At 74.4% G+C, this 20,714-nt stretch carries 19 protein-coding genes; 18 read left to right on the forward strand and 1 reads right to left on the reverse strand.

Annotated elements, in window-relative coordinates; translation table 11 throughout:
• Window positions 1-4 precede the first annotated feature (4 nt).
• From HH311_RS07965 to HH311_RS08050, 18 genes are all read left to right on the forward strand, one after another.
• Entirely contained in the window at window positions 5-214 is a 210-nt protein-coding gene (locus tag HH311_RS07965) for a helix-turn-helix domain-containing protein (RefSeq protein ID WP_169183063.1), read from the forward strand.
• Window positions 215-545: 331 nt separating this feature from the next.
• On the forward strand, window positions 546-2,402 hold the full coding sequence (locus tag HH311_RS07970; RefSeq protein ID WP_169183135.1) for an ABC transporter ATP-binding protein: 1,857 nt from the start codon (window positions 546-548) through the stop codon (window positions 2,400-2,402).
• A gap of 259 nt (window positions 2,403-2,661) precedes the next feature.
• On the forward strand, window positions 2,662-4,029 hold the full coding sequence (egtA, locus tag HH311_RS07975; RefSeq protein WP_169183064.1) for an ergothioneine biosynthesis glutamate--cysteine ligase EgtA: 1,368 nt from the start codon (window positions 2,662-2,664) through the stop codon (window positions 4,027-4,029).
• Entirely contained in the window at window positions 4,026-5,387 is a 1,362-nt protein-coding gene (gene egtB, locus HH311_RS07980; RefSeq protein WP_169183065.1) for an ergothioneine biosynthesis protein EgtB, read from the forward strand. The genes egtA and egtB overlap by 4 nt, the downstream gene beginning before the upstream one ends.
• Before the next feature lie 5 nt (window positions 5,388-5,392).
• Complete coding sequence (gene egtC, locus HH311_RS07985) at window positions 5,393-6,157, forward strand: ergothioneine biosynthesis protein EgtC (RefSeq protein ID WP_169183066.1); 765 nt, start codon at window positions 5,393-5,395, stop codon at window positions 6,155-6,157.
• A gap of 105 nt (window positions 6,158-6,262) precedes the next feature.
• A complete protein-coding gene (gene egtD / locus HH311_RS07990) occupies window positions 6,263-7,246 on the forward strand; it encodes an L-histidine N(alpha)-methyltransferase (RefSeq protein WP_169183067.1) in 984 nt (327 codons plus the stop codon).
• Window position 7,247: 1 nt separating this feature from the next.
• On the forward strand, window positions 7,248-7,781 hold the full coding sequence (locus tag HH311_RS07995) for a bifunctional 2-polyprenyl-6-hydroxyphenol methylase/3-demethylubiquinol 3-O-methyltransferase UbiG (RefSeq protein ID WP_169183068.1): 534 nt from the start codon (window positions 7,248-7,250) through the stop codon (window positions 7,779-7,781).
• A gap of 89 nt (window positions 7,782-7,870) precedes the next feature.
• Window positions 7,871-8,104, forward strand: a complete 234-nt coding sequence (locus HH311_RS08000; RefSeq protein ID WP_312029999.1) for an AbrB/MazE/SpoVT family DNA-binding domain-containing protein — start codon at window positions 7,871-7,873, stop codon at window positions 8,102-8,104.
• Window positions 8,101-8,493 carry a PIN domain-containing protein gene (locus HH311_RS08005; protein ID WP_169183070.1) on the forward strand — a complete coding sequence of 131 codons (393 nt, stop codon included), beginning with the start codon at window positions 8,101-8,103 and terminating at the stop codon, window positions 8,491-8,493. The genes HH311_RS08000 and HH311_RS08005 overlap by 4 nt, the downstream gene beginning before the upstream one ends.
• A 193-nt stretch (window positions 8,494-8,686) precedes the next feature.
• Window positions 8,687-10,795, forward strand: a complete 2,109-nt coding sequence (locus tag HH311_RS08010; RefSeq protein WP_169183071.1) for a hydantoinase/oxoprolinase family protein — start codon at window positions 8,687-8,689, stop codon at window positions 10,793-10,795.
• Window positions 10,796-10,798: 3 nt separating this feature from the next.
• Window positions 10,799-13,105: a hydantoinase B/oxoprolinase family protein gene (locus tag HH311_RS08015; protein ID WP_169183072.1), complete on the forward strand. Its 2,307-nt coding sequence runs from the start codon at window positions 10,799-10,801 to the stop codon at window positions 13,103-13,105.
• The gene (locus tag HH311_RS08020) at window positions 13,106-14,746 is read left to right on the forward strand and encodes an FAD-dependent monooxygenase (protein ID WP_169183073.1); all 1,641 of its coding nucleotides are present in this window, start codon (window positions 13,106-13,108) and stop codon (window positions 14,744-14,746) included.
• The gene (locus HH311_RS08025; protein WP_169183074.1) at window positions 14,743-16,365 is read left to right on the forward strand and encodes a (2,3-dihydroxybenzoyl)adenylate synthase; all 1,623 of its coding nucleotides are present in this window, start codon (window positions 14,743-14,745) and stop codon (window positions 16,363-16,365) included. The genes HH311_RS08020 and HH311_RS08025 overlap by 4 nt, the downstream gene beginning before the upstream one ends.
• Window positions 16,362-17,117, forward strand: a complete 756-nt coding sequence (locus HH311_RS08030; protein ID WP_169183075.1) for a maleate cis-trans isomerase — start codon at window positions 16,362-16,364, stop codon at window positions 17,115-17,117. The genes HH311_RS08025 and HH311_RS08030 overlap by 4 nt, the downstream gene beginning before the upstream one ends.
• Before the next feature lie 25 nt (window positions 17,118-17,142).
• The gene (locus tag HH311_RS08035) at window positions 17,143-17,880 is read left to right on the forward strand and encodes a TetR/AcrR family transcriptional regulator (protein ID WP_169183076.1); all 738 of its coding nucleotides are present in this window, start codon (window positions 17,143-17,145) and stop codon (window positions 17,878-17,880) included.
• Between the two features lie 71 nt (window positions 17,881-17,951).
• Window positions 17,952-18,584 carry a VOC family protein gene (locus HH311_RS08040; RefSeq protein ID WP_169183077.1) on the forward strand — a complete coding sequence of 211 codons (633 nt, stop codon included), beginning with the start codon at window positions 17,952-17,954 and terminating at the stop codon, window positions 18,582-18,584.
• The gene (locus HH311_RS08045; protein ID WP_169183078.1) at window positions 18,581-18,826 is read left to right on the forward strand and encodes a hypothetical protein; all 246 of its coding nucleotides are present in this window, start codon (window positions 18,581-18,583) and stop codon (window positions 18,824-18,826) included. Before HH311_RS08040 ends, HH311_RS08045 begins: the two co-directional genes overlap by 4 nt.
• Window positions 18,823-20,073, forward strand: a complete 1,251-nt coding sequence (locus HH311_RS08050) for an alpha/beta hydrolase (protein ID WP_169183079.1) — start codon at window positions 18,823-18,825, stop codon at window positions 20,071-20,073. The genes HH311_RS08045 and HH311_RS08050 overlap by 4 nt, the downstream gene beginning before the upstream one ends.
• A gap of 89 nt (window positions 20,074-20,162) precedes the next feature.
• Here HH311_RS08050 and HH311_RS08055 read toward each other — a convergent pair whose 3' ends face one another.
• Window positions 20,163-20,549 (reverse strand): hypothetical protein, encoded by a 387-nt coding sequence (locus HH311_RS08055; RefSeq protein WP_169183080.1) that lies wholly within the window; start codon window positions 20,547-20,549, stop codon window positions 20,163-20,165.
• Between the last annotated feature and the right edge of the window lie 165 nt (window positions 20,550-20,714).

A 20,714-nucleotide genomic window follows, 5' to 3' on the forward strand; every position in this document is an offset into this window, starting at 1 on the left:
AACCATGGCCGATCTGAAGAAGGGCGCCCGCATCACGGGTGACCAGCGGGACAAGCTCGCCACGGATCTCAAGAAGAAGTACGAGAAGGGCGCGAGCATCCGCTCGCTCGCCGAGTCCACGGGTCGCTCGTACGGCTTCGTGCACCGGGTGCTCTCCGAGTCCGGCGTCACGCTGCGCGGGCGTGGTGGGGCCACCCGCACCAAGAAGTCCTGACGACGCACTCCTCGCGAACCGGGCCTCGACCGCACGGGGTCCGGACGAGGGGCACAGCACGCATGCCCAGCGGGCTGTCGGGCTGCCCCACGTGCTCCTGATCACGGGCGCGCACGCCGATCGTCGCGTCCGCCTGTGCTCACGGCGAACACGGCGCGCGCACGCGAGCGCGATCACCTGCGCTCGCGGATACTCGGGCGCGGACCGGCGGACCACCACCCGCCGGACGTGACCCGCGCCCGCTCGTCCGCTTGACCTCAACAATCGTCGAGGTCGCACGCTCGGCGCCGAGGTCCGAGCGAACGGGGTGAGCGGCGTGGAGAACGCCTGGATGCTGATGATGTCGATGTCGCGCGGGGAGTCGCTCCCGCGCTCGGTGCCCCGCGGCACGCTCCGTCGCATCTGGCGCTTCGCCGGCGCGCACCACCGGATGCTCTACGGCTTCCTCGCGCTCACCACGCTCTCCGCCGTGATCGCGGTGCTGGTGCCGGTGCTGGCCGGGCGCGTCGTGGACGCGATCGTCCACCGGACCGCGCTCGGCACCGTGGTGACCATTGCGCTGGCCATCGCCGCGCTCGCCGTCGTCGACTCGCTGTCGGGCCTGGCCGAGCGGTGGATGAGCTCGCGGATCGGCGAGGGGCTGATCTACGACCTGCGCCGGGCCGTGTTCTCCCACGTCCAGGCGATGCCGGTCGCGTTCTTCACCCGCACCCGGACCGGGTCGCTGGTCAGCCGGCTCAACAACGACGTCATCGGCGCCCAGCGGGCCTTCACCTCGACCCTCTCCGGGCTGGTCACCAACGTCATCCAGCTCGTCCTGACCGTCGCGGTGATGATCACCCTCGCGTGGCAGGTGACGCTGCTCGCGCTCGTCCTGCTCCCGATCTTCATCCTCCCCGCGCGGCGGATGGGCCGGACGATCGCCGCCCTCCAGCGCGAGTCCGCGAACCTCAACGCGGCGATGACCGGCCAGATGACCGAGCGGTTCTCCGCCGGGGGCGCCACGCTGGTCAAGCTTCTCGGCCGTCCGGAGGCCGAGGCGGAGGAGTTCGGGGACCGGGCGGACCGGGTGCGCGCCATCGGGGTGCGCACCGCGATGGCGAACCGGGTGTTCATGACCAGCCTGACGCTGGTCAGCTCGCTGGCGCAGGCGATGGTCTACGGCGTCGGCGGCTGGCTCGCGTTCACCGGGCGGATCGACGCGGGCACCGTCGTGAGCCTCGCGCTCCTGCTCACGCGCCTCTACGGCCCGCTCACCCAGCTCGCGAACGCCCGGGTCGACGTCATGAGCGCGCTGGTGAGCTTCGAGCGGGTCTTCGAGGTGCTCGACCTGCGCCCGTCCATCGTCGAGCGGCCCGACCCGACGCCGCTGCCGGCCCGGGAGCCGGTCGGGGTGCGCCTGCGCGGGGTGCGCTTCACCTACCCCAGCGCGGACGAGGTCTCGCTGGCCAGCCTGGAGGAGGTCGCGACCCTCGACCACGCCGAGAACGCGGAGGTGCTGCACGGGGTGGACCTGGAGGTCGGCCCCGGGCAGATGCTCGCGCTGGTCGGGCCGTCCGGGGCGGGCAAGTCGACGATCGCCTCGCTGGTGCCCCGCCTCTACGACGTGGACGCCGGGGCGGTGGAGGTGGGCGGGCCGGGCGCGTGGACCGACGTGCGCGACGTGACCTTCGCGGACCTGCGGGGCACGGTCGGCGTCGTCACCCAGGACGGCCACCTGTTCCACGACACCGTGGCCGGCAACCTGCGCTACGCGAAGCCGGAGGCGACCGACGCCGAGCTGCTCACCGCGCTCGAGCGCGCCCGCCTCGGCCCCCTCCTGCGCCAGCTGCCCGAGGGCCTCGACACCGTGATCGGCGAGCGGGGCTACCGGCTCTCCGGCGGGGAGCGCCAGCGCCTGACGATCGCGCGCCTGCTGCTGGCCGCGCCGCGGGTCGTGATCCTCGACGAGGCCACGGCGCACCTCGACTCGGAGTCGGAGGTCGCGGTGCAGGAGGCGCTGGCCGAGGCGCTCGTGGGGCGCACGGCCATCGTCATCGCCCACCGCCTCTCGACCATCCGCAGCGCCGACACGATCGCCGTCGTCGAGGACGGCCGGGTGGTCGAGCAGGGCCCGCACGAGCTCCTGCTCGGCCGCGGGGGGCGCTACGCCGACCTGCACCACACCCAGTTCGCGCCCGCCGCGTGACCCGCTGTTGATCACGGCGGGTCACGGTGTCGGGGGTCAGTGATACGACGAACACCGTCACGGCGAACCCCTGCACGGGCCCTGGGCCGCGTGTAGCGTCGATCGCCGTGCTTCCCGGGGCTCCTGGGGCGGGCGGGGCGCATGACCCCCGATCTGCCGACGGAGCACGGGACGCGCACCACGTTCGGTGACCCGCCCGGTGCGGGTACGAGATCCGTACGCGGCAGGACGACGGCGTCCGCCGAGGAGAGGGGTGGGCATGGCTGCTCCTGTGGTCGAACTCGACCCCGCGGCGCCGGTCCCGGACCGTGCGGCCGCGGCGGCCTACGTGGCCTCGATCTGCTTCAAGCACGGCCCGCCGCGCTACGTCGGCGCCGAGCTCGAGTGGCTCGTGCGCTCCGCGACCCGTCCCGCCGATCGTCTCGACCCCGCGGTCCTGCTCCGTGCCCTCGGCCCCCACGCGCCGGGCACGCTCCGCTCCTCGGTCCCCCCGGGGCCCGGGGCCGCACCGCCGCCCCTGACCCCCGACACTCCGGTCCCGCTCCCCGCCGGGAGCACGGTGACCGTCGAGCCCGGGGGACAGGTGGAGATCGCCACCCCGCCGCTCGAGGGCCTCGCCGCCGTCGTCGACGCCGTCCGCATCGACAGCGACGCGATCCGGTCCCTGCTCGCGGAGGAGGACCTCGTCCTCCTCGACCGGGCCTCGGATCCGCTGCGCCCGCCCCGCCGGATCCTCCGCGTCCCGCGCTACGCCGCGATGGAGGCGGCCTTCGACCGCGTGGGTCCGCACGGCCGCACGATGATGTGCTCGACGACGGCCGTCCAGGTCTGCCTCGACGCCGGCGAGGGATCCGCGGTCACCGACCGGTGGCAGGCCCTGCACGAGCTCGGGCCCACGCTGGTGGCGACCTTCGCGAACTCGCCCGCCGTGCACGGCCGACGCACCGGCTGGAAGTCCTCGCGCATGGCGAGCTGGCTCGCGCTCGACCCCGAGCGCACCCGCCCGCCCGCCGTCCTGGGCCCCGACCCGGCGGCCGAGTGGGCCGAGCGGGCCCTGGACACCAGCCTGCTCTGCGTCCGGCGCGACGGCACGTGGAGCGCGCCGCCCGCGGTGACGTTCGGCGACTGGATCGACGGCCACGGCGGGCTGGACATCCGGCCGACCCGCGAGGACCTCGACTACCACCTGACCACGCTGTTCCCGCCGGTCCGCCCGCACGGCCACGTCGAGGTCCGCTACCTCGACCAGCAGCCCGGCGACGAGTGGGCGGTGCCGATCGCGGTGGTCACCGCGCTGCTCGAGGACCCGCCCACCCTCGACCGCGCTCGCGAGGCCGTCGCCCCCGCCACCGACCGGTGGGCCGCGGCGGCCCGCCACGGGCTGGAGGACGGTGTGCTGCGCCGGGCGGCCGGCCGGGTCGTCGAGCTCGCCCACCAGCGCCTGCTCACCACCGACCCCGCCCTCGCGGGCCTCGTCGCGGACGTCGCGGAGCGCCGGGTCCTGCGGGGGCTCTGCCCCGCGGACACCGGAGTCGGCGAGCCCGGCGAGGACGAGCTGCGCCCCGCCGAGGAGAACCCGTACCCCGACGACACCACGCCCGGAGAACCCGGAGGCGATCACGCATGACCAGCGACCTGTCCGCCCAGCCCGCCGCCCGCTACCCGGACGCGCTGCGCCACCGCCTCGCCGAGGACCTGCGCACCGCGCGGCGCCGCACGCAGGCGCTCACCGACGCCGTCGACGACGCCGAGCTCACGCGGCAGCACTCCCCGCTGATGTCGCCGCTGCACTGGGACGTGGCGCACATCGCCAACATGGAGGACCTCTGGCTCGTGCGCCGGGCCACGCCGGGCGACGAGCCGACGCCGGGGGTGCGCGAGGACCTCGACCACCTCTACGACGCCTTCACCAACCCCCGCGCCGGCCGGCCGGCCCTCCCGCTGCTCGACCCGGTCGAGGCGCGGGCCTACGGGGCGACGGTGCGCGAGCGTGCCCTCGCGATCCTCGAGCAGGCGGGCCCCGACGGCCGCGCGCTGCTCGACGACGGGTTCGTCTACGGCATGATCGCCCAGCACGAGCAGCAGCACGTGGAGACGATGCTCGCCACCCACCAGCTGCGCGTCGGGCCGCGGGCCCTCCACGCGCCGCCGCCCCCGGCGTCGTCGCTGGCCCGCGAGCTGGTCGGCACCGAGGTGCTCCACCCCGCCGGCACCTTCGCGATGGGCACCGACGCCACCGGGCCCGACCGGTACGCGCTGGACAACGAGCGCCCGGCCCACCGCGTCGAGGTCGCCGCCTTCCACCTCGACGCCGTGCCGGTCACCAACGCCGAGTACGCCCGCTTCCTCGACGACGGCGGGTACTCGCGGCGGGAGCTGTGGTCGGAGGCCGGTTCGCAGCACATCACCGACGAGGGCTGGACCGCGCCGATGACGTGGGAGCGTCTCGACGGCGCCTGGCACCGCACCTCGTTCGGGGAGCGGCAGCCGATCGCCGACGTCGCCGACCAGCCGGTCCTGCACGTGAGCTTCCACGAGGCCCTGGCCTACGCCACCTGGGCCGGCAAGCGGCTGCCCACCGAGGTGGAGTGGGAGTACGCGGCCCGGTACGACCCGGCGTCGGGGGAGACCCGCCGGTTCCCGTGGGGCGACGACGACCCGACCCCGGAGCGCGCCAACCTCGACCAGCGCCACCTCCAGCCGGCACCGGTGGGCGCCTACCCGGCCGGGGCGTCCCCGCTCGGGGTGCACCAGCTCGTCGGGGACGTCTGGGAGTGGTGCGACTCGGGCTTCGAGGGCTACCCGGGCTTCGCGCCGTTCCCGTACAAGGAGTACTCGGAGGTGTTCTTCGGCGGCGACTTCCGGATGCTGCGGGGCTCGTCGTTCGGGGTCGGCACGGTCAACGCCCGCACGACCTTCCGGAACTGGGACCTGCCGATCCGCCGGCAGATCTTCTCCGGCTTCCGCTGCGCACGGGACGCCTGACCCCGATGTGCCGCCACCTGGCCCACGTGGGCCCGCGGCCGGTGACCCTCGCCTCGCGGGTCACCGAGCCGCCGCACTCCCTGCTCGTCCAGGCGTACGCGCCGGCCGACATGCGCGGCGGCGGGACCGTGAACGCCGACGGCTTCGGTGTCGGCTGGTACGCCGCCGACGGCTCGCCGCACTCCTACCGCGCACCCGTCCCGATGTGGACCGACGCCTCGTTCCTCGACCTCGCGACGACGGTGCAGAGCGCGGCGTTCGTGGCGGCGGTCCGCTCGGCCACCGTCGGGATGCCGGTGTCGGTGGGGGCGTGCGCGCCGTTCCGCGACCGCGATCGGGTCTTCAGCCACAACGGCGTCGTGCGGGGCTGGCCGGGGAGCCTGGCCGACCTCGCGGGCGAGCTCGACACCGAGACGTTGATGACCCTCGAGGCCCCGACCGACTCGGCGGTGCTGTGGGCGCTCGTCCGCCGCCACCTCGACGCCGGCAAGGACCCGGTCGACGCCGTGCTCGACGTCGTCACCCGCGCCCTCGCCGCCGCGCCCGGCTCGCGGCTGAACCTCCTGCTCCTCACCGCCGACGCGGCCGGCGAGCCGACGCTGGTCGCGACGGCCGTCGACCACGCGCTGTCGTACCGCTCCGGCCCGGACGGCACGACGATCGCCTCCGAGCCGCTCGACGCCGACCCGGACTGGACGGCGGTGCCGGACCTGTCCGCCGTCGTCGTGCGCGGCGTGACCGCCACCCCCGAGGTCCTCCCGCTGACCTGACCCGCGCGGCCGCCGTGCCGCCCTCCGACGACGTTCCCGACGCCGTGAACCAGGCCTGCCCCTGCCCCGGGGGATGCCGCAACCGATCGGACGTGACCCCCCGCCGTGAACACCCCTGGCACCCTGCCGGAGCTCGACGTGCACCTCACCGAGGCGGACGCCGACGCCGCGCTGCGCGAGGACGCGCGCCGCGGCCTGACCTCGACCCCGAAGGTGCTGCGCCCGCAGTGGCTCTACGACGCCCGCGGCTCGGAGCTCTTCGAGGAGATCACCGCCCAGCCGGAGTACTACCCGTTCGCCGCCGAGCGCGAGGCGCTCACGATCGGTGCCGACGAGATCGCGCGCCTGTCCGGGGCCGACACGTTCGTCGAGCTGGGGTCGGGGTCGTCGACCAAGTCGACGCTGCTGCTCGACGCCCTGTCGCGCACCGGGACGCTGCGCCACTACGTGCCGGTCGACGTGTCCGCCGCCGCCCTCGAGGAGGCGGTGCCCGGCCTCGTCGCGAACTACCCCGACCTCGCCGTGCACGGCGTGGTCGGCGACTTCATCGCCGACCTGCGCAGCGTCCCGAAGGTCGGCCGGCGGCTCGTCGTGCTGCTCGGCGGGACCGTCGGCAACTTCGAGCCCGACGACCGCCGACGCTTCCTCGCCGCGCTCGCCGACACCCTCGACGAGGGCGAGCACTTCCTCGTCGGGACCGACCTGGTCAAGGACGAGGAGACGCTCGTCGCGGCCTACGACGACGCCGCCGGGGTCACGGCGACCTTCGAGCTCAACGCGCTGACCGTCCTCAACCGCGTGCTCGGGGCGGACTTCGACGTCGACGGCTTCTCCTACGTCGCGGCGTGGGTGCCGCAGGCGAGCCGGATCGAGATGCGGCTGCGGGCCCGCCGGGACATGACCGTGTCGGTCCCGGCGCTCGACCTGATCGTCGAGTTCGCCGAGGGCGAGGAGATGCGCACCGAGATCTCGACGAAGTTCACGCGCGAGGGGATCGCCGGCGAGCTCGACGCGGCCGGGTTCGACGTCGCGCACTGGCTCACCGACCCGGCCGGCCGCTTCGGGCTGACGCTGGCGCGGCGCCGCTGACATGGCCGACGCGGACCGGGAGCGCTGGGACCGGCGGTTCGCGACCGTCGGACCCGGCACGCCCGGTCCGCCGTCGGCGCTGGTCGGGCGCGAGGACCTGGTCCCGACGACCGGTGCCGCGCTCGACCTCGCCTGCGGGCGCGGCACCGTCGCGGTGTGGTTCGCCGGGCGGGGCCTGACGACGACGGCGGTGGACGTCTCGCCGGAGGCGCTGCGGCTCACGGCCGCGCTCGCGGAGGCGCGCGGCGTGGCGGTGACGACGGTCCGGGCGGACCTCGACGACGGCCTGTCGGTGACGGGACCGTTCGACGTCGTCGTCTGCCAACGGTTCCGCGATCCCCGGCTGTACGCGGGGTTGATCGAGCTGCTCGTGCCCGGCGGGCTCCTCGTCGTCTCGGTGCTCTCGACGGCCGGGGACGAGGGAGGGTCCTATCGCGCCGGGCCGGGCGAGCTCCGGTCGGCGTTCGGGCACCTCGACGTGCTCGTCGACGAGGAGGGGAACGGCGAGGCCCACCTGGTCGCCCGCGTGCCGTGAGGGCCGGGACTCCAGCGTCGTGACACATTCCTATGCCTCGTGTCAGCTATCGTGGACCTGTGTCACACGACTCGGGGAGCGAGACGACCGTGACCCCGCAGGGTCGCGTGACCATCCCGGCGCAGCTGCGGCGCGAGGCCGGCATCGAGGTCGGCGACACCGTGGTCGTGCACGTCGAGGACGGCCGGGTGGTCGTCGAGACCCGCGCCCAGCTCGCGGCGCGGACCCGGCGGGACGTCGCCCGCGCCGCGGGCGGCGGGTCGGCCGTCGACGAGCTCCTCGCCGAGCGTCGGGCCGAGGCGGCGCGCGAGCAGGAGGGATGACGGGTCCGGAGGTCGTCGTCCTCGACGCCTCGGCCCTGCTCGCGTGGCTCTTCGAGGAGCGGGGCGCCGACGTCGTCGAATCGCTGCTGCCCGCGGCGGTCCTCTCGACGGTGAACCTCGCCGAGGTCCGGCAGAAGCTCGATCACCGCGGCGTGGACGCCGACCGCACGGTGCGTCGGCTCCGCCTCCTCGGCCTGCGCACCGCACCGTTCTCCGACGACGATGCGGCGCGGGCGGCGGGACTGTGGCAGGCAGGTCGTCGGATCGGCCTCTCGCTCGCGGATCGGTGCTGCCTCGCCGTGGCCGGCCGCCTCGGTGTGCCGGCCGTGACCGCCGACCGGTCGTGGGGCGGGATCGACCTGCCGGTGGAGGTCCGGGTGCTCCGCTGAGCGTCCGACCATGACCACCCCGACGTCGTGGTCGTCCCGCGTCGCGCCCGCGGCCGTGACGTCCCGGTGACCACGACGGCGCCGGTCCCCGCCGCACCCCACCCTTGACAGTCTCGGCACTTCCGTCGAACAATCCACGCATCCGTCAAATGCGTGGCCCGGGTCACGCTCTGCCTCAGCGAGGAGTGTGGTCATGGCCTACGTGATCGGCGTCGACGTGGGCGGGACGTTCACCGACGCGGTGCTCGATGACGACTCCGGGTCCGTCATCGCCGCGAAGGCCCCGTCGACCCCGCCGGACTACTCGCAGGGTGTGCTCGACGTGCTCGAGCAGCTCGCCGAGCAGCTCGGCCGCACCGTCGAGGAGATGCTCGCGGAGACCCACCACGTCGCCCACGGGACCACCTCGAGCCTGAACGCGCTGGTCATGCGCCGGGTGCCCGACGTCGGGTTCCTCACCACCAAGGGCCACCGCGACTCGATCTTCATCATGAACGTCGAGGGCCGCTACCTCGGCCGGAGCCCGCACGAGCTCCAGCACGTCCTCGCCCAGGACAAGGACCACCACCTGCTGCCCAAGCGGCACGCGCTCGAGGTCACCGAGCGCGTCGACCGCGACGGCAACGTGATCGTCGCGCTCGACGAGGACGGGGTCCGCCGCCAGGTCGAGACCCTGCGGGCCGACGGCATCCGGGCCATCGCGGTCTCCCTGCTCTGGGCCTTCCGCAACCCCGTCCACGAGCGACGGATCCGCGAGATCGTCCACGAGATCGACCCCGACATCTACGTCGCGCTCTCCAGCGAGGTCAGCCCCCGCATCCGCGAGTTCGCCCGCAACTCGACGACGATCATGAGCACCCAGGTCGGCCCCGGCCTGCGGGACTACCTGACCAACCTCGAGTCGGGCCTCAAGGCGCGGGGACTGGCCGGCCCGTTGCTCGTCATGCAGTCCAACGGGGGAGCGGTCGCCGCCTCCGAGGCCCCGCAGCAGGCCATCTCCACCGTCGGGTCGGTCCTGACCGGCGGCGTCGTCGGCTCGGGCCAGCTGGGCCGCCGGCTCGGTCACCGCAACATCATCTCCACCGACGTCGGCGGCACCACGTTCCTCGTCGGGCTCATCGTCGACGGCGAGCCCGAGCGCGACACCACGACCGTCATCAACCACCACCCGATCAACGTCCCGACCCTGCGCGTCCACGCGATCGGCTCCGGCGGCGGGGCGATCGCGTGGGTCGACGCCGGCGGCAACCTGCGCATCGGGCCGCACAGCGCGCAGGCCGACCCCGGCCCCGCCTGTTACGACCAGGGCGGGACCGAGCCCACCAACACCGACGCCAACCTGGTCCTCGGCATCCTCCCGACGACGGGTCTGCTCGGCGGTCGCAAGGTGCTCGACCTGGAGAAGGCCCGCGAGGCCATCCGCACCAGGATCGCCGAGCCGCTGGGTCTGTCCGTCGAGGACGCCGCGGCCGCCGTCCACGCCGCCCAGAACGCGCAGACCGGGGACCTGCTGCGCAAGAGCGTCGTCGAGGCCGGCCACGACCCCCGCGACTTCGTCCTCTACGCCTTCGGCGGCTCCGGCCCGGCGTTCTGCGCGAAGTACGCGACGCACCTCGGGGTCTCCGAGGTCGTCGTCCCGCTCGGGCCGGTCGCCTCCGCGTTCTCCGCCTACGGCCTCGCGGCGTCCGACATCGCCCTCGCCCAGGAGCTCTCGGACCCCGCCCAGCTCCCGGTCGACCCGGTGCGCGCGGAGAAGAACTTCGCGCAGCTCGAGGACCAGGTCCGCCAGGGCCTCGACCGGCAGGGCCTGAAGTTCGACCGCGTCGAGATCGTCCGCGAGGTCGACATGCGCTACGCCATGCAGCTCGCCGAGGTCACCGTCGCGGTCGGCGACGGCCCGCTCGACGCGAGCGCGATGCAGGCCGCCGCGGACCGGTTCGAGGCCAGGTACGCCGAGCTCTTCGGCCAGGGCTCCGGGTTCAGCGCCGCCGGCATCCAGGCGATCACCTACCGCGTGCGCGGCCGGGGCGTCCTTCCGTTCAGCCCCGAGCTGCCGCCGCTCGAGCGGGCCACCGGCGACCCGGAGCCCCACGGCCGACGCCCCGTCCACCTCGAGATCGGCCAGGGCTTCGTCGACACCCCGATCTACGACTACGCGGCCCTGCGCGCGGGCCACGTGATCACCGGGCCGGCGGTCATCGAGGTCCCGACGACGACGGTGGTCGTCCCGGAGGGACGCACCGGCACCGTCGACGAGCTCGGCAACCTCCACATCACCCACGATGAGAAGCACGGAGCCTGAGACATGACGATGGCCGTCCCCGGCTCCGAGAGGTTCTCGAGCCGCCCGATCGACCCGGATACCCTCGCCGCCACGCTGCCGGCGAGCCTCCCGGTGCACACCGTCACCCAGGAGCAGATCGACGCGCTCGACCCGCTGACCTACGAGGTCGTCCGCCACCGCCTCTGGTCGGTCACCGACGAGATGGGCGAGGCGCTCAAGCGCATGTCCGGCTCGCCGATCGTCACCGACGCGAACGACTTCGACTTCGCCGTCTCCGACGAGCTCGGCCAGGAGGTGCAGGTCGGGCTCTACAACACGATGCTCGTCGGCGCCGTCGACCTCGCCATCTACTGGACCCTGCAGCACCGCGCGACCAACCCCGGCATCGCCGAGGGCGACATGTTCCTCACCAACGACCCGTGGGTCGGCGGCGGGCTGCACCAGAACGACGCGATGGTCTACCAGCCCGTCTTCTGGGAGGGGAAGCTCTTCGGCTGGACCTCCGCGATCGCCCACCAGCCCGACCTCGGCGGCGTCGGCCTCGGCTCGTTCTCCCCGGCCGCGCAGGACGTGTTCTCCGAGTCGCTGCCCACCCCGCCGATCAAGGTGGTGCGCGACGGCGTGCTGCAGGACGACGTCGCCGACGTCTGGGTCCGCCGCTCCCGGGTGCCGATGATGATCGGGCTCGACCTGCGGGCCAAGGTCGGCGCCAACACCGTCGGCCGCGACCGCCTGCTCGCGGTGATCGAGCAGTACGGCGCCGACACCGTCAAGGCCGTGATGAAGCGGATGATGTCCGACGCCGAGTCGCGGCTGCGGGGCAAGCTGCGCGGCCTGCCCGACGGCACCTGGCGGGCGACCGGCTACCAGGACCAGTCGCACACCGGCGACCGGGAGCTCCACAGGATCACGGTCGCGATGACGAAGACCGACGACCACATCGCCTTCGACTTCACCGGCACCGACCCGCAGTCCGGCGTCGTCAACTGCACCTACGCCGGCATGCGCGGCGGGGTCATGCTCGCGCTGCTGCCGATCCTCGCCGGCGACATCCCCTGGTCGGCGGGCGGGCTGATGCGCTGCTTCGACCTGGTCGCCGAGGAGGGCACGATCAACAACGCCAGCTTCCCGGCCGCGGTCGGGCGCGGGCCGATCGGGCCGGCCTGGTTGACCGGCAACCTCGTCGCCGAGTGCCTCTCCCAGATGCTGGACCAGTCGCCGGCTCTGGACGCCCACGTCCAGGCCACGTGCTGCGGCACCTGGGACACCGCCGTGATCGCCGGGCTCGACCAGCGCGGCGCGGTACCGACCCCGTTCCTCTCGATCATCATGGACCCGATGGCCGGCGGGTACGGCGCCCAGCCCCAGGCCGACGGCATGGACACCGGCGGGCTGTTCTGCATCCCGTTGGGCCGCGTCCCCGACGTCGAGATGACCGAGTTCCTCTACCCGGTCCTCGCGCTCTGGCGCCGCGAGGAGCCCGACTCGGGCGGCCCGGGCCGGCGGCGCGGCGGGGTCGGCGCGTCGATCGCGATCACCCCGCACGGCACGAGCTTCCCGATCGGCCTCGTCCTGGCCTCCAACGGCAAGGCGGTCAGCCAGAACAACGGCCTGGCGGGGGGCTACCCCGGCAACACCGGCGTCGAGTGGATCTCCCGGGGGAGCGACGTCACGACGATGCTCGGCGCGGGGACGCTCCCCGGCGACCTCGACGACGTCGGCGGCGCCCCCGAGCTGCAGCCCTGCTACGGCGAGACCTACGTCGCCCCCGGCGAGGTGTTCACGATGTTCTGGCAGGGCGGCGGCGGCTACGGCGACCCGCTGGTCCGCGAGCCCGAGGACGTCGCCCGCGACGTGCGCGAGGGCAAGGTCAGCGCCGGGCAGGCGGACGCGGGCTACGGCGTCGTCCTCGACGGCGCCGGCGCGGTCGACGCCGCGGCGACCGGGACCCGTCGTCGGGACCTGCGGGAGGCGCGGCGCGCCCGCAGCGGGAACCAGGAGCCACGGCCCACGATCGACGTCGCCGACGGCCGGCGGCTGGACGACAACCTCGTCGCGGTCGGCGCCGAGGTCGCGTGCCGGCACTGCGCGACGCTGCTCGGGTCGGGCGCGGTCGGCGAGCTCGACCTCGTCCGCCTCGAGGGCCCGGTGTCCGACGCGGGCCCGCAGGTCGTCGACGGCGCCGGCGAGTACGTCGACCGCGAGGTGCACTTCCGCCAGTACTGCTGCCCGGGGTGCTTCACCGCGATCTCGACCGCCGTCGTGCCGGTCGACCACGTCGACGACGTCACCAGGACCAGCCGCGTGCTGGCGGACGCGAGGGCCTGAATGGACCTCCGACGAGTCGCCGTGCTCGGCGGGGGACCGGGAGGTCTCTACGCCGCACGGCTCCTGAAGCTGGCGCGGCCGGACTGCGAGGTCGTCGTGCACGAGCAGGGCGTCCCCGACGAGACCTTCGGGTTCGGCGTCGGGCTCGCCGCCCGGACCCAGCGCCGTCTCGCCGAGGCCGACCCGGCGTCGCTCGACGACATCCTGGCGAGCTCCTGGTCGCACGACATGCGGATGCGCGTCGGCGGCCGGGAGGCCGGGATGAGCGTGTCGAGCCTGGTCGCGATCGGGCGGGCCGAGCTGCTCGCCGTGCTGCGGCGCCACGCCGAGGACGCCGGGGTGAAGCTCGAGTTCGGGGCCCGCCGGGGCGCTGACGACCTCGACGCCGACCTGGTCGTCGCCGCCGACGGCGTCGGGAGCGCGACGCGCGCCGCGGGCGACTTCGGCGCCGAGGTCGAGACCGGGTCGGGCTGGTACCTGTGGGCCGGCACCGACGTCGCGCTCGACCACGCGCTGTTCGCGCCGGAGCGCACCGAGCACGGCGTGTTCGTCACCCACGCCTACCCCTACGCGGCGGAGCGCAGCACGTTCCTCGTCGAGACCTCGGAGGCGACGTGGCGGGCGGCCGGGTTCGACCGGAGCACCGCCGCCACGCCCGCCGACGCCTCGGACGAGACCGCACTCGACCACCTCTCCGACGTGTTCGCCCCGCACCTCGGCGGACACCGGCTGATCGGCAACCGCACCCGCTGGCTGCGGTTCCGGACGGTGCGGTGCGCGCGCTGGCACCGGGGACGGACCGTCCTGCTCGGCGACGCCGCGCACACCGCGCACTACTCGGTGGGCTCGGGGACGAAGCTCGCCATGGAGGACGCGATCGCCCTGGTCGCGGCCCTGGGGGAGGCGGACGACCTCGGGACGGCGCTCACCGCGTACACCACGGCCCGCCGGCCGGCGGTCGCCCGGATCCAGGACATCGCGGAGCGGTCCCGCCGGTGGTGGGAGACGTTCCCGGAGCGCCTGGACCTGCCGGTGGAGCAACTGCTCGTGGCCTACATGAGCCGGGCGGGCAACGTGCCGCTCGACCGGTTCGCGGCCGGCTCGCCGGAGGTCGTGCACGCGGCGCTGACCCAGTGGGCGGGGGAGGAGCCGCCGGCCCCGCGTCAGGAAAGCCACGTTCCGGACACTGGACGTCCGGAAACCGGCGTTGATCATGCGCTGTCGGAGTGGGTGCTCGAGCGGCCCCTGCGGCCGTCGACGCCCGGGCAGGAGCCCGTGGCCGACGACGACCCCGTCGGGCCCCGCGGCTTCGACACCCGCATCGTCCCCGACGACCCGGCCGCGCTCGGGGCCACCGTGCTCGACGTCGGCACCGACGCCTCGCCCGCCGGCTCCGAGGCGGCCGTCGAGGACGCGGTGCGCCGCGGGTCGGCGGTGACCGGCCGCGTGTGGCTCACCGGCGGCGACGACCGGGCGAGCCTGCTCACCCGGCTCGAGGTCGCCGAGCGCCTCTGCCGCCGCAGCGACTCCCTCGTCGTCGTCGCCGGTCCCGCGCAGCTCCGCGCCGACCTCGCCGACGGCCTCGCGGCCGACCGCACCCACCTGGTCGCGCTGCGCGGCGACGGGGGGTCGCCCCGATGACCGCCACCCGCCCCGCCCGGTTCCCGGACGACGTCGTCGGCACCTACCGCGACGCCGGACTGTGGGGACGCAGGACGATCGCCGAGGAGTTCCACGCGGTCGCGGTCGCCCACCCCGACCACGACGCCGTCGTCGCCGCCGAGGGCCGCCTGACCTACGCCGAGCTCGACGCCCGCACCGACCGCCTCGCCGTCGGGCTGGCCGACCTCGGCCTGGAGCCGGGCGACCCGGTGATCGTCCAGGTCACCAACCGGCTCGAGACGGTCGTCGCCTGGTACGCGCTGCTCAAGGCCGGGCTCGTCCCGGTGGCCACGCTCGCGGCCCACCGCGGCCACGAGATCGCCCACATCAGCCGCGCGGTCGGCGCGCGGGCCCACCTGGTCGAGGCCGATACCCGCGGCGCCGATCTCGTCGCGTTCGCCCACGACCAGGCCCGCGACCACCCGACGATGCGCCACGTGCTGGTCCTCGGGGACCTGCCGGCGGCGGAGCTCGACCCCGACGCGGCGCGCGAGCGCGTCGCGGGGATCCAGCGGGGGATCGACCCCGACGACGTCGCGGTGTTCCAGCTCTCCGGCGGGACCACCGGGGTCCCGAAGCTGATCCCGCGCCTGCACGCCGAGTACTGGTACAACGCCCGCGCCTACGCGGCGGTCCTGGGCTGGACCGCCGCCGACCGCGTCGGGCACCTCATCCCGATCGTCCACAACGCCGGCATCGTCTGCGGGGTCCACGCCCCCCACAGCGTCGGCGCGACGCTGGTGCTCACCGACCACGACCTCGACACCGCGATGCCGCTGCTCGTCGCCGAGGGCACCACCTCCGTGCTCTTCGGGCACGTGCACTACCGCGCGCCCGCGCACCCGCACTACGACGAGCTCGCGGCGACCCTGCGGGTCGTCCTGCTCTCCGGGGCGAAGGTCTCCGAGGAGCTGTTCGCGGCGACCGGTCGCGGCGGGGCACGGGTGGGCCAGCTCTTCGGGATGGCCGAGGGCATGTTCCTGGTGACCCCGCTCGACGCGTCGCCCGAGCTGCGGCGCACCACGGTCGGGGTGCCGATCTCGCCGCTCGACGAGATCCGGGTGCTCGAGCCGGGCACCGAGGAGGAGGTCCCCGACGGCGAGGTGGGGGAGCTGTGCTGCCGGGGGCCGTACACCCTCCGGGGCTACTTCGGTGAGGACCGCCCGCAGGCGTTCACCTCGGAGGGCTTCTACCGCACGGGCGACCTGGCCGCGGTGCGGCTGCTCGACGGGCACCGGGCCCTCTCGGTCGAGGGCCGTATCAAGGACCTCATCAACCGCGGCGGCGAGAAGATCAACGCCGAGGAGGTCGAGCTCCTGCTGCTCTCCCACCCGCGCGTCGTGGAGGTCGCGCTCGTCGCGATGCCCGACCCGCGGCTGGGCGAGCGGGGGTGCGCCTTCGTCGTCGGCGACGGCGCCCCGCTGACGCTCGACGACGTGCGCGAGCACCTGCGCGCCCTCGACGTCGCGAAGTACAAATGGCCCGAGCGGGTCGAGGTCGTGCCTTCCCTGGCGCGCACGAAGGTCGGGAAACTGGACAAGAAGGCCATGGCCGCCGAGATCACCGAGACCCTGCGCTCCGAAGGAGTCGTCCCGTGACCTACCACCGCGTCGGGATGATCGTCCCGAGCTCCAACGTCACCGTCGAGACGGAGGTGCCGGCGCTGCTCGCCCGCCACCCCGACGCGACCTTCTCCTTCCACGGCAGCCGGATGCGGATGCACACGGTCTCGCCCGAGGAACTGGCCGCGATGAACGCCCAGCGCGGGCGGTGCGTGGACGAGCTGGCCGACGCCGGGGTCGACGCGCTGCTCTACGCGTGCCTGGTGGCGGTGATGGCGGCCGGGCCCGGCGAGCACCGTCGGGTGGAGGAGGCGGTGGCGGCGCAGCTGGCGGAGCGCGGGGTGTCGGCGGGCCTGACGTCCAGCGCGGGCGCCCTGGTCGACGCGCTCGCCGCGGTGCCGGCCCGCCGGATCGCGCTGGTGACGCCCTACGTGCGGCCGCTGGCCGAGCAGGTCGTCGGCTACCTGGAGGCCGAGGGCCTCGAGGTCGTCGACTGGGTCGCGCTCGAGGTGCCCGACAACGCCGACGTCGGCTGCATTCCCGGCGACCGGGTGATGGCGGCGGCCCGCGGGCTCGACCTCACCGGCGCCGACGCCCTCGTCATCTCCGCCTGCGTGCAGATGCCGTCGCTGCCCCTGATCCCGCGCGCCGAGGCCGAGTTCGGCCTGCCGGTGCTCTCGGCGGCGACGGCGGGCGCGTACTGCCTGTTGCGCTCGCTCGGCCTGCCCACCGAACTGCCCGACGCCGGGTCCCTGCTGCGGGGGCGCTCCGCCGCACCGGCGGGCTGAGCCGGCGTCGGTATCGTCGCCGCTCATGAGCTCGCCCGAACCCGCTGCTGCGAACGGCCGCGCCTCGGCGCGCCGCGAGCTCGTCGAGGCCCAGATCTACGAGCAGGCCACGCGGCTCTTCGCCGAGCGCGGGTTCGCCGGGACGAGCCTGCAGGACGTCGCCGACGCGATGGGCATGACGCGCTCGGCGCTCTACTACTACGTGAAGAACAAGGACCAGCTGCTCGCCCAGCTCGTCACCGAGATCACCGAGGGGCCGGCCGAGGAGGCGGCGGAGATCGCGGGCCGGGACCTCGACGCCCCGGAGAAGCTCCGCACCCTCGTCCGGCTCATCGCGGGGCGCCAGGCCCACCACCCGGCCCGCTTCCGGCTGGTCATCCGGTCGGAGTCCGAGCTGCCGCCCGAGCTCGCCGCCGCCCACGAGTCGGCGAAGCGCCGCGTGCTCGACGGGTTCGTCCGCGTCATCGACCAGGGCGTCCGCAGCGGGGAGTTCCGGCCGCGGCCGGTGCGCACGACGGCGCTCGCGCTCATCGGCATGTGCAACTGGGTCGCCTGGTGGTTCCGGCCGGGCGGCGCGCAGTCGGCCGACGAGGTCGCCGACCAGATGGCCGAGATGGCGCTGTCGCTGGTCGCCCAGACCCCGGACCGGACGCCGGACTCGCCGCGCCCCGACGACCCGGCGGCCGCGCTGCGGCTGCTGCGCCAGGACCTGGACTACCTCGAGCACGTCCTCGGCTCCTCGGCGCCACCGTCGAAAGATTGACGCGAGCGTCGAGCGCACCTAGTCTGGCCGTCGTCAGGACGAGTCGCGCGACGACGCAGGAGGTCGACGACATGCCCCTCGAGCCCCTCGAGCACAAGGTCCGCGGGGTGGACCACGCCGCGTTCCCGACCTTCGACCCCGTGGCGACGGTGCGCTTCTACCGCGACACCCTCGGCTTCCCGGTGGTGCACTCGATCTGCGCCGCGGGCTGGGGTCCGGAGGACCACCCGGACTTCATCCACTTCTTCTTCGACATCGGCAACGACGACCGGATCGCGTTCTTCTACTACTTCGGCCTCGAGCCGGTGCACGAGGCGCCGCGCGGCGACGCCTACGCCGGGTTCGGGCCCGACACCCCGGAGTTCTTCGTCCGGTCGCGCCACCTCGCCATCCACGTCGACGACCAGGACGACCTGCTGGAGTACCGCCGCCGGCTCGACGCGTCCTCGTGGCCGGTCGAGATGCAGATCCAGCACGAGACGATCGAGTCGATCTACACGCACGACCCCAACGGCTACATGGTCGAGTTCACCCGCGCGATGCGGCCGGTGACGCCGCAGGAGGACCTCGACGCGACCCTGACGATCGACGCGCTGCTCGACGTGGTCGGCGCGCCGGAGCCGAGCTTCGGCAAACTGCTGGCCCGCAAGGCCGAGCTCATCGTCGAGCGGGCGGCCGCCTGGGAGCTGGAGCAGAGCCGGTGACCGCGCTCTACGTCCTCGACGTCCCGGAGAACACGGCCGTGGCCAAGGTCGCCGGACAGGACCCCGACGTCGCCGTCGCGAAGCTCGGCCCGTATTTCGAGATCACGGCCGACGGCGCGATCGTCGTCGACCGGCGCGCCACGGGCTGCCGGCACGCGGTCTGGTACAGCTGCGTCGCCGGGGTCGGCGGCGGGGAGATCGTCCAGCACGACAAGGACGCCCTGCGGGTCGAGCCGCGGTGAGCGCGCCGACCCGCGGCCTCGGGGCCGGGCGCCACATCGTCGCCGACGGGCGCCCGGCGTCGACCACCATGAGCGTCCACGAGCTGACGACGGCGGACGGTGCCACGGTGCGCGGGGTGCTGGCGACGGTGCCCGGTGCGCGCACGGTCGTGTGCCTCGGGCACCCGCGGCAGGACCTCACGCACCACCCGCTCGTGCCGGCCCTGCTCGCCGCGGGGGCGGCGGTGTGGACGCAGCACACCCGCTCGGTCAACAACGACCTCGCCCTCGTGCACGAGCAGGCCCTGCTCGACGTCGCCGCCGGGATGGTGTTCCTGCGCGAGCAGGGGTTCGACGCGATCGTCCCGCTGGGCCACTCGGGGGGCGGGACCCTGTTCGCCTACTACCTCGAGCAGGCGGCGCTCCCGGGGCCCGACCGCGTCGCGACCACCCCGGGTGGCCGGCCCACGAAGCTCGCGGACGCCGCGATGCCGGTAACCGACGGCGTCGTCTTCCTCGCCCCGCACCCCGGCCAGGGCCGGCTGCTGCTGGGCTGCATCGACCCGTCGGTGTCCGACGAGCGCGACCCGCTGGCCGCGGTCGGAGAGCTGGACGCCTTCGACCCGGCCAACGGCTTCGCCGAGCCGCCGGCGAGCTCCTCGTACTCCGCCGAGTTCCTCGCCCGCTACCGGGCCGCCCAACGGGACCGGGTCGCCCGCCTCGACGCGACCGCCCGCGCCCTGGTGGCCCGCGCGGCGGAGGCCCGCGCCGCCCACCGGCGCACCGGCGACGCGGCCGACCGCCGCCGTGCGCTGGCCCCGCAGATCCTCACCGTCTACCGGACCGACGCCGACCCGCGCACCGTCGACCTCTCGATCGACCCGAGCGAGCGGCCCTACGGCTCGCTGTTCGGCGCCCGTCCCGACCTCATCAACTACGGCCAGGTCGGCTTCGGCCGGTTGACGACCCCGGAGGCGTGGCTCTCGACCTGGTCGGGGCTGTCGTCGTACGCCGACTTCGAGCGGTGTGCCCCGGGGGTGCGGGTGCCGACGCTGTTCGTCGAGCTGACCGGCGACCAGGCGGCCTTCCCGGAGGACTCCCGCCGGATGGTCGGGGCGCTCGGCGCCGCCGACCTCACGCACCTCGCCGTGCGCGGCACCCACTTCGGCGGAGCGATCGCGCCGGGGGAGCCGACCGGCAACCAGCTCGCCGCCGGGCGGATCACCGGCTGGCTGGCCGAGCGGGTCGAGCTGGCCCCGCCGGGCTGAGTCCCGCGCGGACGGTACGAACGGCCGGTTCGTGACCTTCTTCGGTCACGGATCGGCCGTTCGTGCTCTCCGGGTGGGAGCGCCGCCGATCAGGGCGCCGCGCAGACCGCGTCCTGGCCGGGCGCGCTGACGGTCTGCGTGGCCACGACCTGGCCGTCGACGCTGATGCGGCACGTGAGCCGGGAGTTCGGCGGCACCCCGACCAGCGACACCTGCATCTTGGGCTGGGGCGAGTAGCCCACCGGCATCGTCCGGTCGAACGGCACCGCGGCGAAGGTGATCTCCTGGTTGCTGCCCAGCTGCCCGACCGTCACGTAGCGGCCGAACGCGGTGCCGGCCGCCGAGGACGTGGCGGTGAACTGGATCGTGTGCTGCTCGCCGGGCGGCGGCGGGTCGCTCGAGCACGCCGCGGCCAGCAGGGCCACCGTCGCACCGGCGACCGCAGCCGCCGTCCGGACCCAGCCCCTGCGCCCCATGCGCCCTCCCGGTGCGACGACCGGCGGCCCCCGCCGGTGTGAGCGGATCGTAGGGCACCGTGCCGCGGCGCCTGGCGCGTGCCCGGGGTGGCGCCCGGAGTCGCGTTGGGGGGCTTCCGTCCGGGCCCGGAGGTGACATCATCGTGAGCCGATGGTGCCCAAACC

Origin of the sequence: Actinomycetospora sp. TBRC 11914 (assembly GCF_012933465.1) — a bacterium.
Lineage (GTDB): Bacteria > Actinomycetota > Actinomycetes > Mycobacteriales > Pseudonocardiaceae > Actinomycetospora.

Coding starts and splice junctions, on each gene's coding strand:
- HH311_RS07965 (WP_169183063.1), top strand. CDS start 5: ATGGCCGATCTGAAGAAGGGCGCCCGCATCACGGGTGACCAGCGGGAC.
- HH311_RS07970 (WP_169183135.1), top strand. CDS start 546: ATGCTGATGATGTCGATGTCGCGCGGGGAGTCGCTCCCGCGCTCGGTG.
- egtA (WP_169183064.1), top strand. CDS start 2,662: ATGGCTGCTCCTGTGGTCGAACTCGACCCCGCGGCGCCGGTCCCGGAC.
- egtB (WP_169183065.1), top strand. CDS start 4,026: ATGACCAGCGACCTGTCCGCCCAGCCCGCCGCCCGCTACCCGGACGCG.
- egtC (WP_169183066.1), top strand. CDS start 5,393: ATGTGCCGCCACCTGGCCCACGTGGGCCCGCGGCCGGTGACCCTCGCC.
- HH311_RS07995 (WP_169183068.1), top strand. CDS start 7,248: ATGGCCGACGCGGACCGGGAGCGCTGGGACCGGCGGTTCGCGACCGTC.
- HH311_RS08005 (WP_169183070.1), top strand. CDS start 8,101: ATGACGGGTCCGGAGGTCGTCGTCCTCGACGCCTCGGCCCTGCTCGCG.
- HH311_RS08010 (WP_169183071.1), top strand. CDS start 8,687: ATGGCCTACGTGATCGGCGTCGACGTGGGCGGGACGTTCACCGACGCG.
- HH311_RS08015 (WP_169183072.1), top strand. CDS start 10,799: ATGACGATGGCCGTCCCCGGCTCCGAGAGGTTCTCGAGCCGCCCGATC.
- HH311_RS08020 (WP_169183073.1), top strand. CDS start 13,106: ATGGACCTCCGACGAGTCGCCGTGCTCGGCGGGGGACCGGGAGGTCTC.
- HH311_RS08025 (WP_169183074.1), top strand. CDS start 14,743: ATGACCGCCACCCGCCCCGCCCGGTTCCCGGACGACGTCGTCGGCACC.
- HH311_RS08035 (WP_169183076.1), top strand. CDS start 17,143: ATGAGCTCGCCCGAACCCGCTGCTGCGAACGGCCGCGCCTCGGCGCGC.
- HH311_RS08040 (WP_169183077.1), top strand. CDS start 17,952: ATGCCCCTCGAGCCCCTCGAGCACAAGGTCCGCGGGGTGGACCACGCC.
- HH311_RS08055 (WP_169183080.1), bottom strand. CDS start 20,549: ATGGGGCGCAGGGGCTGGGTCCGGACGGCGGCTGCGGTCGCCGGTGCG.